Consider the following 12,377-nt stretch of genomic DNA (forward strand, 5'->3'; position numbering starts at 1 on the left):
GGGGTCGGGGGCGGGGTGGTCGGCCCGTCGGCGAGGGTCGGCGTCTGCCAGTCCCGCCAGTCGGCCAGCCGACCGAGGGCCTTGCTCGAGATGCGGAACACGCCGGGGTCGTTCCCCGTCCGCAGGAGGAACTTCCTGATGTTCTTCTGCAGCGGGTCCCGCCATTCCGGGCGGTTGGCGCAGTGGCTGCCGTCCTGGACGTCGGACCAGTAGCTGATGTTGTCGCCCGCGCCGAGCGCCCTGTACACCTCCGCGCCGCCCAGCGCCGCCACGCTTGCGGACCGGGGACCCAGGTTGGCGATGTGCGGGTTGTCCATGATGAACAGCCCTCGCGGCGCCACCATGGCCACCATCTCGTGCGTGTCCACGGGCAGCCTCGTCGGGCTGCTCGTGAAGGAGCCGAACGCGTCGCCCAGCCACGGCTGCTCCCCGTACGCGCTGCTCAGACTCTGGGCGCCCTCCCCGGGGATCCCGCGGAAGATGGGCACTCCGGCGCTACCCGACTCGATCGGCATGGTCAGAGCGATGCGCTGGTCGAACACACCGATCGCGAAGGCGCCCTTGCCGTACCGGGAGCAACCCGTGACGCCCATCGCGTCGGCCTTGAGGATCCTGCCGTCCGACTGCTCGATCACGTCGATGATCCGGCTCACGCCCCAGCTCCAGGCGGCGAGCAGCCCGGTGCCGCTCGATGAACCGTAGATGCTGTAGAAGGCGCCCTGCTTGTTGTTGCGGGGCGTCCCTCCCCGGCCGACGGTCAGGGGGTCGTAGCTGATGACAGCGGCTCCCGCGGCCTTGATGGTGGCCGTGTCCGCGCCGAACCCGCCCACGACCACGACGGCCGGGAAAGGCCCGGAACCACTCGGCAGCTCCACCCGCGCCGTGAAGCTGGCGCTCCTGCCGTTGTGGTTCACGTTCACCGTGATGGTGCTGGTCGAGACCGTGCCCGTGACGGTCGCCGGCTTGGCGGGCTTCTCGCCGTAGACGAACTTCTCCGCGAGTTCCTTGATCTCCGCCCGACGGCACCGCCAGTCGGACCTAGTGGAGATGGTCGTACCGTTCAGCTTCTTGAAGGGGTCGGGAAGCTTGGCGTTGGTGGGTAGTGAGCCGACGTCAGGCAGGCCGGGCACGGCGCAGTCGGCGCCTTCGTCCTCGACCTGCGCGGCTGCCGTGGGGCCGGCGACCGCGGCCCCGGCGGTGGTGGTGGTTCTCGCTACTACCGTTACCGAGCCGGCGACCGTGAGCGCTGCTACCGCCAGCGCGACGACCGCCGGACGGGTCCTGGAGCGGCCCGAACTGATGATCACGAGGCTCTCCCTTCCGGCGTGGTGGTGGGGTGTGGAGCCGCACCGGTGATCGATGATCACGAATGCTGAGCCTCGTCAAGTGTTCGGCGAGCTATCGGAAAGTGTCAATGTTATTGCCGAAACTTTCGGCGTCACCCGACCGTCAGCCCCGGCGACAAGCGCCGCGCCAATGCACAAATGGCGCGACGGACCTCCGGAACGTGCCTGGCCGGACTCTGCGGCAGGCTCCCGACCGGTATCGAAAGTTTCGGGCAGGTGAGTGCGGTCTCCAGCGCCCACCACCGAGCAGGCACCACGCCGTCATTCGGTCCGTCGACCGAGGGGCAGGAGCCCGGAAAGGATCAGCGCGGCGCCGATCGGGAGCAGGTCCAGGTTGACGGCGATCGACAGGAAGCCGAGCAGCGCCAGCGGCGGCCCCCAGACCGGAACGAGTCGTGGACGGGCGACAGCGGCCCGTACCAGCAGGGTGAGAAGACCGAGCTGGAACAGCAGCGGCCCCGCCACCATCACCGGCTCCGGCAGCGGCGCCGCGTCGGCCAGCCGGGGAAAGAGGTCGCCGAGGATCACCCAGAGGAACGCGCCAGCGCCGACCAGACCGGCGACCATCGCCACGTCCAGAAGCACCCGCAGCCCGCCCGGCGGCGTCGTGCTCGATCCGGCGCCACGGGAATTGGCGAGCAGCAGTTGCCGCAGGCCGACGACCAGACCGGCGAACAGGACGAAGGCGATGAGGAACAGGGCGTGGCCGACGTTCCACGCCCAGCCCGAGCCACGTTCCCCGTCCAAGCCGTCGATGATCCGGAGAATGCCGTAGAGCAGCAGGAGCACAGGGGCACCGACGGCCGCGGTCCGCACCAGGCGGAACGGCTGGCGCGATACCCGTACGTCGGTGTCGGTCATCGTCCCAGCGTCGCAGCGCCGCCGGTGCCGCTCCATCGGGAGCTTCCCGTACCGGTCCCGGAGATGCCCACCCTGAGGCGCTGAGGGCTTCCCGCGATCACTGGCGAGCTGCACACCCTGATCTCGCCGCTCGGCAGCCGTGACATCCTGCATGGATGCTCATCAAAGACGAAGACGTGGCGATCAGGGCAGCCCAGGCGGGAGCCGGCGTCGTACGCGCCATGTACGGCACCTCACTCACACGCTTCGGGAAATCCGGGGGTGACTTCGCCACTGCCGCGGACATCGAGGCCGAAGAGGCCATCCTCGACGTTCTTCGTTCCACCCGTCCGCAGGACGCCGTCACGGGAGAGGAGAGTGGGCGCACGGGCGCCAGCGCCGCCGAGCGGATGTGGCTGGTCGATCCCCTGTGCGGCACGCTGAACTACGCCGTACGCAGCATGCTGGTCGCGGTGAACGTCGCGCTGCGGACCGGTTCGACCGTCAGCGCGGCGGCCTCAGCCGACCCGTTCGCCGACGAGGTGTTCTGGACTGACGGCACCCGCGCGTACGTGCGCCGCGACGGCCTTGACGAGCAGATCAGGCCATCGGCCGAGTCGGCGTTGGTGGACCTCAACCTCGATCCGCCGTATCAGAACGCCCCCCGGTTCCGGGCTGCGCGGATGCTCGCCGACCCCGGTTTCGTCGAGCGGTTCCGCCCGCGCGTCGTCTCCACCACCCTGGCGGTGGCCTGGGTGGCAGCCGGACGACGAGCCGCGTACGTGACCGACGGTGACCTGCGGGACAGCGTGCACTTCGCCAGTGGGATCGCCCTGTGCCAGGCCGCGGGATGCGTGGTGACCGGCATCGAGGGGCAACCGCTGCACACCGGCGCGGGTGGGCTCATCGTCGCGGCCGACCAGCAGACGCACGCGGCCCTGCTGGCGATCATTGACAACCAGATCTCGTCGGCGCCATCAGAGGAGAGGGTCGGGCGGTGACCGTCCGGGCCGGTGAGGCTGCGCGTCACCGGCGCCCCGGCCCTCGCCGGGACCGGCGTGGCCGTCTTCACGCTCGGCGCCGTGCTGCTCGTCCTGTTCCGGACCGGTCTCAGTCGTTGCCCGGTCGGGTCGCCCCGGCCCCGACCGCCCGCAGGTGCGCCAACCCCTGCGCCCATGACTGGATCAGGGTGGTTTCGTGGTAGGAGATGCCGTGTTCGGTGCAGAACTGGCGGATCAGTGGTTGGGCGTGGCGCAGGTTCGGTCGGGGCATGCTGGGGAAGAGGTGGTGTTCGATCTGGTAGTTGAGCCCACCGAGCAGTGCGTCGAGGAGCCGACCGCCGCGCACGTTGCGGGAGGTGAGGACCTGTCGGCGTAGGTAGTCGAGGTCGTCGGCCTCGGTCAGGATGGGCATCCCCTTGTGGTTCGGGGCGAAGGAGCTGCCCAGGTAGAGGCCGAAGAGGGCCTGATTGACCAGGATGAACACGATCGCCTGCGGAACGGTCAGGACCAGGAACACGGCCGCGAAGTAGCCGACGTTGTGCAGGACGAGCAGTGCGGCTTCCGCCGGTCGGTGCCTGAGTCCGCCGCGGCTGACGACCGCCCGGACGCTGGCGGCATGCAGATGCAGACCCTCCATCATCAGCAGGGGAAAGAACAGCGCCGCCTGGTGCCGGACGAACAGCGCCCGCAGGCCGCGCTGCGTCGCGGCCTGACCCGGGGTGAAGGACAGCGGAGCCACCGCGATGTCGGGGTCGTGGCCTTCGGTGTTCGGATGTGCGTGGTGGCGGTTGTGCTTGTCGACCCACCAGCCGTAACTGATGCCGGTCACCAGGTTTCCGCAGACCAGGCCGACCACGTCGTTCGCCCGGCGGGAGCGGAAGATCTGCCGATGCCCGGCGTCGTGACCGAGAAACGCCAGTTGCGCGAACAGCACCGCGACGCCGGCCGCGGTAGCCGTCTGCCACCACGACGGTCCGAGCCGGACGAACACCACGGCCATCACCCCGAGACAACCCAGCACCAGCGTCACCCGCACCGCGTAGCGGCGGGGCTGCCGGTCGAGGAGACCCGCGCCCCGGATCAGGCGGGACAGCTCGGCGTACTCACTGCCACGGTCACTGCGGGTGCCAAGATCCGTATCACTCACCCTCGCCACTCCCTGTAAGGCCGCCACTCGGCTTGCGGGTGCGCCGTCAGCCGTGACCGGGCAGGCGCGCGATCCATTCGTGGTGCGACAGACATCCAACAAGCGGACCGCCGCTGATGGTTCCAGTCTTCCTCACAACCGCCTCTCGCAGGAGGAAACGGCAGCTCACGGCAACCGGGACGCCAGCACCGTTCACCCTCATGCAAGTCGGCCGATTCAATGTATGGCCTTGGCGGCCGAGTCCGACAATCAGGAGCTATGAGGTTACGTCGGATTCAGGGGGTTGTCATGGCACGAAAGAGAAAGTCCACCGCGCGGCAAGCGCTCATCCTTGCCTTCACGGCTGGAGCGGTGACCGGAGCGGCGAGCATGCTCACGCTCCGACGTCGCCACCAGGATGCCGACTTCCCGGTGGGTGATGTCGAGGGCCAGCTCGACGACGGCCTCACTCCGTCGCTCGGCGGACGTATCGACGCCTCGCCGCAGGGGCCAATGAGCATGCCTGCCGCGCAGCACCGCTGACCCGGGCAGCGCCTCGGACCACTCCCCCTGCGTGAGAGAGATGAGAGTACTGATGCCAGAACGACCCAGCGGCAACCCCGGCACCGCGTCGGCTGACGCGCCGGTCGCCGAGTTGGTGCAGCGCGCCACCGAGCAGATCACCCGGCTGGTGCGCGACGAGCTGACGATGGCGCGGGCGGAGATGACCGCCAAGGGCAAACGCGCGGGCGTCGGTGCCGGGCTGCTCGGCGGCGGCGCGACGCTCGGAATCTTCGCCGGCGCGACCGCCGTCGCCACGATCGTGCTGGCCCTGGCCGCGATCATGCCCGACGCCGTGGCCGCCCTGATCGTCACGGTGATCCTTGCCATCGCCGCCGCAATCGCGGCCCAACGCGGTAAGAAGCAGGTCAGCAAGGCCATGCCCGCCACACCCACAGCGACCAGGGACAGTGTGCGAGCCGACGCCGAGACGATACGTGGCGCAGCGAGTCGGAGGCAGCCATGAGCACGCCATCCGGAAGCAGCGACCCGGACCAGACCCGACGCGACATCCAGCAGACACGCGCCGACCTCGGCGAAACCGTAGCCGCACTGACCGCCAAGACCGACGTCAAGACCCGTGCGCGCACCAAGGCCACCACCACGGTCGGCGGACTCCGACAGCGGGTCACCCAGGCCGGTCAGTCGGCGAAGACCAGAGCGACGCAGCTGGCCCACACGGTGAGCCAGAAGGCCTCCGAGCGCGCCACGTCAGTGAAGCAAAATTCACAGCACACCATCGGCTCGGTACGAGGCTCGGTGAAAGCCGGCGCGCAGACCACCGGCAAGACCGAGTCCGCCCTGCTCACCTCCGCTCGCGCTGCCACCACCAAGATCGGCACTTCGGTGCGCGCGAAACCCGTACCGGTCCTCGCCGCCACCGGCACTGCGGCAACCCTCGCGATCGTTGCCTACCGTCTCCGCCGGTTCCGATAGACAGTCCGGGACGCGGCTGGCGGGTCGGAGACGGCCGCGGCGACCAGCTCAACTGCGAGTCGGCCCACCCACGCGGCTCCGGCCCGCCTCTCCCCCGTCGTACCGTCTCAGTGGGTGACCTGGGGTCACCGACCGAGACGGTACGACGCTGGGGGCGTCAGGTCAGCCGGCCTATCCCGGCGCCGGCGGTGACCAGCGCCGGAACGTTCGCCGCCGGGTCAAGCTGGTACGGGTAGTAGGTACGCGGCTCGACGACCGTGCCGGCGGTCTCGGGCTGGCCGGAGTTGACGAAGACGTTGCTCCGCTGCACGGCGCGGCCTGGCCCGCTGTCGGCGTACCCGCTCGCGGAATGCAGCGGGTACGGGACGTCCCGGAAGTAGTTGCCCTCGACCAGGACGCCGGCGTTCTCCGTCGATGCGACGCCGTAGAGGGCGTTGCCGAGGAAGTAGTTGTTGTAGACGTGCACCGGCTCGCCGAACCGGACCCGCGGGTGGCGCTGACGGCTGTGGTCGAAGAAATTGTGGTGGATGCTCACCTTCAGGTGCCCAATGTCGGTGGACGCCGCGCCGTCGGAGTGCCCGATCAGCATGCTCTTGTCGGCATGGTCGAAGTGATTCCAGGAGACCGTCACGTAGTCGGCGCCCCGCACGATGTCGACCGAGCCGTCGATCGCCCCTGCGAAGCGGTTGTGGTCGATCCAGATGTGGTGGGAGTTCTGCCCGACGTTGATCGCGTCGTCCTCGGCCTCGGTGAAGTTGATGTTGCGGACGATCACGTTGTACGACCGGTAGAAGTCCAGCCCACCGCCGGTGATCTCGGCGTCACCGATGCCGACGATGGTCTTGTTCGGCCGCACCCCCTGCTTGCTGCTGATCTGGATCACGCCGCTGACCTGGATGACCATCGGCCCGATGGTGTCGATGTGGTCGAGGAAGTCCGCCGCGTTGGTCGCCGTGACCACCGGTCCGCCGGCACCGCCGGTCGTACCGTTCTGACCGAGCGCGGCGACGCTGGCGAACCCGTCCGGGCCGCTGGCCAACGGGATCGCGGCGACTCCCGCGGTCGACGGGAGCCTGCCGACTCCGGCGCCGGCCGGGACGGTGGACGGCACGTCGGCGGTCGGGGTGAGTTGGTACGGGTAGTACCCGCGGGGATCGGGGACGGTGCCGCGGGTCTCGATCGGGTGGTTGCAGCCGACGAGGATGTTGCCCCGGGCCACGATGCGGCCCAGGTCGCCGCTGAAGTCGACCCGACCGGGGTTGTTGACGGAGTAGAAGTAGTTGTTCTCCATCAGCACGGCCGCGTCGTAGGTGGAGGCCACCCCGTAGCTGTTGTCGTAGTAGTAGTTGTTGTAGACGTGCGCCAGCGCGGAGAACCGCACCCGGGGATTGCGCTGGTCGGAGCGGTCGAAGAAATTGTGGTGATAGGTGACCCGCAGTCGGCCGATGTCCTGCGGGCCGGCATCCTCGTCGTGGCCCAACAGCAGTGTTTTGTCGTGGTCGTGGAAGTGGTTCCAGGAGACGGTGACGAAATCGGATCCCCGTTTGATGTCCACCGCGCCGTCGTCGCCGTTGGAGAACTCGTTGTGGTCGATCCAGATGTGGTGGGAGAACATCTGCACGTTGATCAGGTCGTCGCTCGCGCCGGTCAGGTGCAGGTTGCGGACGATGATGTTGTGGACGGCGTTCGCCGGCGGTGCGGTGACGTCGGCGTCGACCGGCACACCGATGTCCAGGCCGCCGCCGGAGAGCGTGGCGTCGGCGCCGAGCCCGATGATGGTCTTGTCGGAGGCGACGTCGTACATCCCGTCGCTGCTGCCGGCGGGCAGGTTGATCGTGCCGGCGACCTGGATGACGTAGGGCCCGGGCCGGGCGATGTGGTCCAGGAACTGGGCGGTGGTGGTGACCGTGACGGCGGGTCCGCCGGCACCACCGGTGGTCCCGTTCTGGCCCAGCGCAGCGACGCTGGCGAACCCGTCGGCGGGACCGGCGACGGCGGTGGTGATCAGGTCCGCTGGCGCGGCGATGGGGGTGGCTTCGGCCACCCCGGGTGGGGTGAGCAGGACGGCGGCGAGGCCGACGGCGGCGGCGGGTGACCACCAGCGCGGCCGGGTGCGGCGGGGTTGGGTGGGGTGCATCTGGCTACTGCCTTTCGCGGGGCGGATCGCGGACCGGGCGGGGTCCGACGGGCCGCAACGGCGGGCCCGGGCGGGCTCGGTGGCACCAGACGTGGGCGGACCGGGGCACGGACCAACGCCGGATCGACCGGCGATCCGTGGCGGTGGTGGGTGGGCTCGGAAAGCGCTTTCCGAGCCCATGCTAGGCAGCCGGATTCACTCATGTCAATCGGCGAAGCATCGCTTGCTGCAAACGGTTGTTGCATTGATCATGGTCTACGTCAGGGATCTAGTGACCACCACGCACAGATCGCACGGCGCCACTGCCCATCAACGTGGATAAATGCCGCAGGTTGTTCAGGGGGCATTGACGTTGATCTCTCTTCTGTGTTCTCTTCGCTGCAAACCTTTGCAGCGTCCGGGAGGCTGTTGTCGATGTCACCCAGCCCCGACCGGCCGGCGACCGGCCCGCCTCAAGCTGGCGATCTCGCCGTGCCGTCCGGCCAGGCGCCCGGCGCGGTGACACCGAGGACCCATGCCGCCATCGCGGCCCGACGCGCCACGGGCGGCCGCACCGCACCTGACTCCGCCGGGAACAGACCCGTGGACGGTGCCCACCGCGAACGCAAGGAGGGGTGGCTGCAAACAACAGGCACGAATGTTCGGTAGGAATCGGACCGAATGCTCACCAGCTCGGCCGTCGACGGCCGAGCGATACGCATTGCCGAAATTGTATGCAACATAACTGCACATGCAACACATTGACTCTTACCACTGCGCTTGCTTACCGTCGGTGTGCAACTCATTTCGTGGCCGTTACGACATCCGGCACCTTTGAGCGAGCCCGGCAATGCCAAGCAATGAACAGGATCAGCACGACTCTGCGGTGTCGTCGCCCAGCGATTCACAGGCGTCACCCACCGGGACACCCCGGACCGTACCCACCCTCCAACCGCTTTTCTGCGCCCGGTCCACTCCCGGCCGCCGTCCCGGCCGGGAGCGCTCCCCACCGGGTCGGGCGACCACCACCACCAAGGAGGTCCATGATGGATTCGACGCACACCCGGGGCCAGCCGGGCCTGCGGCTGACCGCCGTGGCGTTGACCGCCGGCGCGCTCGCCGCTGCGGCGGTGCTCATCGCCACCCCACCCGCATTCGCCGACACGCTGCTCAGCGACGACTTCTCCGACGGCAACTCGACCGGCTGGTCGCGGTCCGGGGGCAGCTGGTCCGTGGTGACCGACGGCTCACTGGTCTTTCGTCAGTCCGGCACCAGCAGCGACGCCCGGGCGTTGACCTCCGCCCCGGGCTGGGCGGACTACGGCGTACAGGCGCGGGTCAGGCCAACCGGGTTCGGCGGCACGAACCGGCACGTCGGGGTGATCGCCCGAGCGCAGAGCAGCAGCAGCTACTACGCGCTGGCGGTCACCGCCAGCGGCGGCGTACAGCTGCTCAAGCGGGCCGGCGGCGAACCGGTGGCGCTCGACTCCGCCGCCGCCGGCGTCACCACCGGCAGTTGGGCCACCCTCCGCCTGGAGGCCGTCGGCTCCTCGCTGCACGGCTACGTCAACGGCGTGCTGCTGGTCGAGGCGACCGACCCCACGTTCACCGCCGGCCGGGCCGGGCTCGCCACGTCGTACGCCAGCGCCTCCTTCGACGACGTCAGGGTGGACACGGAGACCGGGGCGCCCGGGGAACCGCCGGGCGAACCGACGCTGCCACCCGCCGAGCCGCCACTGGATCCGGGCGCACCGCCGATCGGCTTCGCGTCGGTGAACGCGCTCGGCCAGAACGGCACCACCGGCGGCGCGGGCGGTCCGACCGTCACCGTCGACACCCCCGCCGAGTTCCTCGCCGCGATCGGCACCGCCGGCGCGTTGAACATCCGGGTCAGCGGAGTGCTCGCGCTACCCGGCCCGATGCACGACGTGACCTCGGACAAGACGATCGTCGGCGTGGGCACCGGCTCGGGCATCACTGGCGGCGGCCTGAACATCGGCCTGCCGGTGAGCACCGCGACCAGCCCGCCCGCCAACGCGGTGCACAACGTGATCGTCCGCAACCTGAACTTCCGCAACACCGTGGACGACGCGATCAACGTGCAGATGTTCTCGCACCACATCTGGATCGACCACAACGACCTGGCGTACGGCTATGACGGGCTGATCGACATCAAGCGGGGTGCCAGTTACGTCACGGTCTCCTGGAACCACACCCATCACCACACGAAGAACATGCTGCTCGGGCACGACGACAGCAACGCCGCTCAGGACACCAATTATCTGAAGGTGACGTACCACCACAACTGGTACGACCGGACGCCGCAGCGCAACCCGCGGGTCCGCTTCGGCGAGCCGGTGCACGTCTTCAACAACTACTTCGTCTACAACACCGACGTCGGGGTCGCCTGCCAGCTCAACTCCGGTTGCGTGGTCGAGGGCAACTACTTCGAGGACGTCGAGGTGCCGTGGTCGATCAGCTACGCCGGGTCCAAGGGCCGGCTGATCGCCCGGAACAACGTGCTCGCCGGCACCAGCGAGCCGGGTGACGCGGGTGGCTCGGTGCAGGAGCCCAGCACCTACTACCCGTACACCGTCACCGATCCGAGCGCGATCAAGTCGGTCGTCACGGCCGGCGCCGGCACCGGAAAGCTCGGCTACTAGCAGCGGCGACGGGGGCCGGTGCGCAGAGCCGGCCCCCACCTCCCCAACCACCAAGGGACCACGCCGCACAAATAGATTGGCGTTTGTCGATCTACTGCCCACGCCCTGGGCAGGCCACCACCAAGGAGGTTCCGTGCAGACCACCGAAACCTGGCGAAGGCATCGCCAAGGTCTCCTGATCACCATCGGGGCCGCGCTCGCCGCGGTCGCCCTAGCCCTCGGCATGGGCGCCACCGGCGCGTACGCCGACACCCTCTTCACCGACGACTTCGAGGACGGCAACTCCACCGGATGGACCTCATCCGGGGGTAGCTGGTCGGTCGCCACCGACGGCTCCCGGGTCTACCGGCAGTCCGGGACCAGCAGCGACGCCCGCTCGTTGGCGGGTACAGCGAGCTGGACGGACTACTCGGTCCAGGCCACCGTCAAACCGACCGCCTTCAACGGCTCCAACCGCTTCGTCGCGCTGCTCGCTCGGGCACAGAGCAGCACCAGCTACTACTACCTGGCCCTGCGCAGCAACAACACCGTCGAGCTCAAGCGGCTGACCGGCGGCTCCAGCACCACGCTGGACAGCGCCACCACCACGGTGACCGTCGGCACCGCGTACACCCTGCGGATCGACGTCGCCGGGAGTTCGCTGAAGGGCTACGTCAACGGGACGCTGCTGACCGAGGCCACGGACAGCCAGTTCGCCAGCGGCCGGATCGGCGTGGCCACGTTCAACGCCAGCGCGAACTTCGACAACGTCCAGGTCACCAGCGCTGGACCCGGGCCGGACCCGACCGACCCGACGCCGGACCCGCCCGGCAACCCGGGCCCGAACGTGGCCGACGGCTGGGCCTCGGTCGACGCCTGGGGTCAGAACGGCACCACCGGTGGGGCCGGCGGCCCCACCGTCACGGTGACCACCGCGGCGCAGTTCATCGCCGAGGCCGCATCGACCGGCCCGAAGATCATCCAGGTCAGCGGGCTGATCACACTGCCCGGCCCGATGCACGAGGTCACCTCGGACAAGACGATCGTCGGGCTCGGCGCCAACTCGGGCTTCACCGGCGGCGGCCTCAACATCGGCCTGCCGGTCGACAACGCGGTCACCAGCCCACCCGCGAACGCCGTGCACAACGTCATCCTGCGCAATCTCAACTTCCGCAACTGGGCCGACGACGCGGTGAACGTGCAGATGTTCTCCCACCACATCTGGATCGACCACAACACCTGGACCACCGGCGCGGACGGCGGCGTCGACATCAAACGCGGCTCGTCGTACGTGACGGTCTCCTACAACCACGCCGACGGCACGGACAAGAACATGCTGCTCGGCCACGACGACGGCAACGCCGCGCAGGACACCGGGCGGCTGAAGGTTTCCTACCACCACAACTTCTTCGACGAGACCCGCCAGCGCAACCCCCGGGTCCGCTTCGGTGACCAGGTCCACGTCTACAGCAACTACTACTACAACACCGGCGACTACGGCGTCGCCGCCACCGAGGATTCGGGCGTGATCGTCGAGGGCAACTACTTCGAGAACGTCGATGACCCGTACCACCTGGCCGAGGCCTCCTCCGGCCCCGGTCGGCTGGTCGCCCGGAACAACTGCCTGGTCAACACGGGCGAGGGTGAGACCGGTGGGAGCGTCACGAACCCGCCGTACCCGTACACCATCACCACCGCCTGCGACATCAAGGCCGTCGTGACCGCACAGGCCGGGGTTGGCAAGGTCGGCCTGTGCGGTCACGACGGCCTTGATGTCGCAGGCGGTGGTGATGGTGTACGGGTACGGCG

The 12,377-nt window shown here is 68.9% G+C and carries 10 protein-coding genes; 6 read left to right on the plus strand and 4 right to left on the minus strand.

Annotated features, from left to right (window positions below; translation table 11 throughout):
- Together DKT68_RS27100 and DKT68_RS27105 are read right to left on the minus strand one after the other, a co-directional pair.
- On the minus strand, window positions 1–1,307 hold a 1,307-nt coding region (locus DKT68_RS27100), incomplete at its 3' end, for a glucuronyl esterase domain-containing protein (protein ID WP_109820216.1).
- Between the two features lie 300 nt (window positions 1,308–1,607).
- The gene (locus tag DKT68_RS27105) at window positions 1,608–2,207 is read right to left on the minus strand and encodes a hypothetical protein (RefSeq protein ID WP_109820217.1); all 600 of its coding nucleotides are present in this window, start codon (window positions 2,205–2,207) and stop codon (window positions 1,608–1,610) included.
- A gap of 155 nt (window positions 2,208–2,362) precedes the next feature.
- Here DKT68_RS27105 and DKT68_RS27110 point away from each other — a divergent pair, with 155 nt between their 5' ends.
- On the plus strand, window positions 2,363–3,187 hold the full coding sequence (locus DKT68_RS27110; protein ID WP_109820218.1) for an inositol monophosphatase family protein: 825 nt from the start codon (window positions 2,363–2,365) through the stop codon (window positions 3,185–3,187).
- Between the two features lie 109 nt (window positions 3,188–3,296).
- Here the strand turns inward: DKT68_RS27110 and DKT68_RS27115 are convergent, their stop codons facing one another.
- A complete protein-coding gene (locus tag DKT68_RS27115; RefSeq protein WP_109820219.1) occupies window positions 3,297–4,334 on the minus strand; it encodes a fatty acid desaturase family protein in 1,038 nt (345 codons plus the stop codon).
- 288 nt (window positions 4,335–4,622) lie between these two features.
- Between DKT68_RS27115 and DKT68_RS27120 the strand changes: the two genes are divergently transcribed.
- From DKT68_RS27120 to DKT68_RS27130, 3 genes are read left to right on the plus strand one after another with little or no spacing between them, the layout of a single operon-like run.
- A complete protein-coding gene (locus DKT68_RS27120) occupies window positions 4,623–4,856 on the plus strand; it encodes a hypothetical protein (protein WP_146218439.1) in 234 nt (77 codons plus the stop codon).
- Between the two features lie 52 nt (window positions 4,857–4,908).
- Entirely contained in the window at window positions 4,909–5,340 is a 432-nt protein-coding gene (locus DKT68_RS27125; RefSeq protein ID WP_236647090.1) for a phage holin family protein, read from the plus strand.
- Window positions 5,337–5,810, plus strand: a complete 474-nt coding sequence (locus tag DKT68_RS27130) for a DUF3618 domain-containing protein (protein WP_109820222.1) — start codon at window positions 5,337–5,339, stop codon at window positions 5,808–5,810. Before DKT68_RS27125 ends, DKT68_RS27130 begins: the two co-directional genes overlap by 4 nt.
- Before the next feature lie 157 nt (window positions 5,811–5,967).
- On the opposite strand, the gene DKT68_RS32230 is transcribed toward DKT68_RS27130, so the two are convergent.
- Window positions 5,968–7,947, minus strand: a complete 1,980-nt coding sequence (locus DKT68_RS32230; RefSeq protein WP_269089876.1) for a pectate lyase family protein — start codon at window positions 7,945–7,947, stop codon at window positions 5,968–5,970.
- A 1,025-nt stretch (window positions 7,948–8,972) separates the two neighbouring features.
- Here DKT68_RS32230 and DKT68_RS27140 point away from each other — a divergent pair.
- Window positions 8,973–10,589, plus strand: a complete 1,617-nt coding sequence (locus DKT68_RS27140; protein WP_109820223.1) for a pectate lyase family protein — start codon at window positions 8,973–8,975, stop codon at window positions 10,587–10,589.
- A gap of 133 nt (window positions 10,590–10,722) precedes the next feature.
- Window positions 10,723–12,377 (plus strand): pectate lyase family protein (locus DKT68_RS27145; RefSeq protein ID WP_236647091.1); only part of this gene is annotated, 1,655 nt, incomplete at its 3' end.

It is taken from the genome of Micromonospora acroterricola, assembly GCF_003172955.1.
Classification (GTDB): domain Bacteria; phylum Actinomycetota; class Actinomycetes; order Mycobacteriales; family Micromonosporaceae; genus Micromonospora; species Micromonospora acroterricola.

Bases quoted from the DNA above. Each gene is read 5' to 3' on its own strand.
- DKT68_RS27105 (WP_109820217.1), bottom strand. From the start codon at position 2,207: ATGACCGACACCGACGTACGGGTATCGCGCCAGCCGTTCCGCCTGGTG.
- DKT68_RS27110 (WP_109820218.1), top strand. From the start codon at position 2,363: ATGCTCATCAAAGACGAAGACGTGGCGATCAGGGCAGCCCAGGCGGGA.
- DKT68_RS27120 (WP_146218439.1), top strand. From the start codon at position 4,623: ATGGCACGAAAGAGAAAGTCCACCGCGCGGCAAGCGCTCATCCTTGCC.
- DKT68_RS27125 (WP_236647090.1), top strand. From the start codon at position 4,909: ATGCCAGAACGACCCAGCGGCAACCCCGGCACCGCGTCGGCTGACGCG.
- DKT68_RS27130 (WP_109820222.1), top strand. From the start codon at position 5,337: ATGAGCACGCCATCCGGAAGCAGCGACCCGGACCAGACCCGACGCGAC.
- DKT68_RS32230 (WP_269089876.1), bottom strand. From the start codon at position 7,947: ATGCACCCCACCCAACCCCGCCGCACCCGGCCGCGCTGGTGGTCACCC.
- DKT68_RS27140 (WP_109820223.1), top strand. From the start codon at position 8,973: ATGGATTCGACGCACACCCGGGGCCAGCCGGGCCTGCGGCTGACCGCC.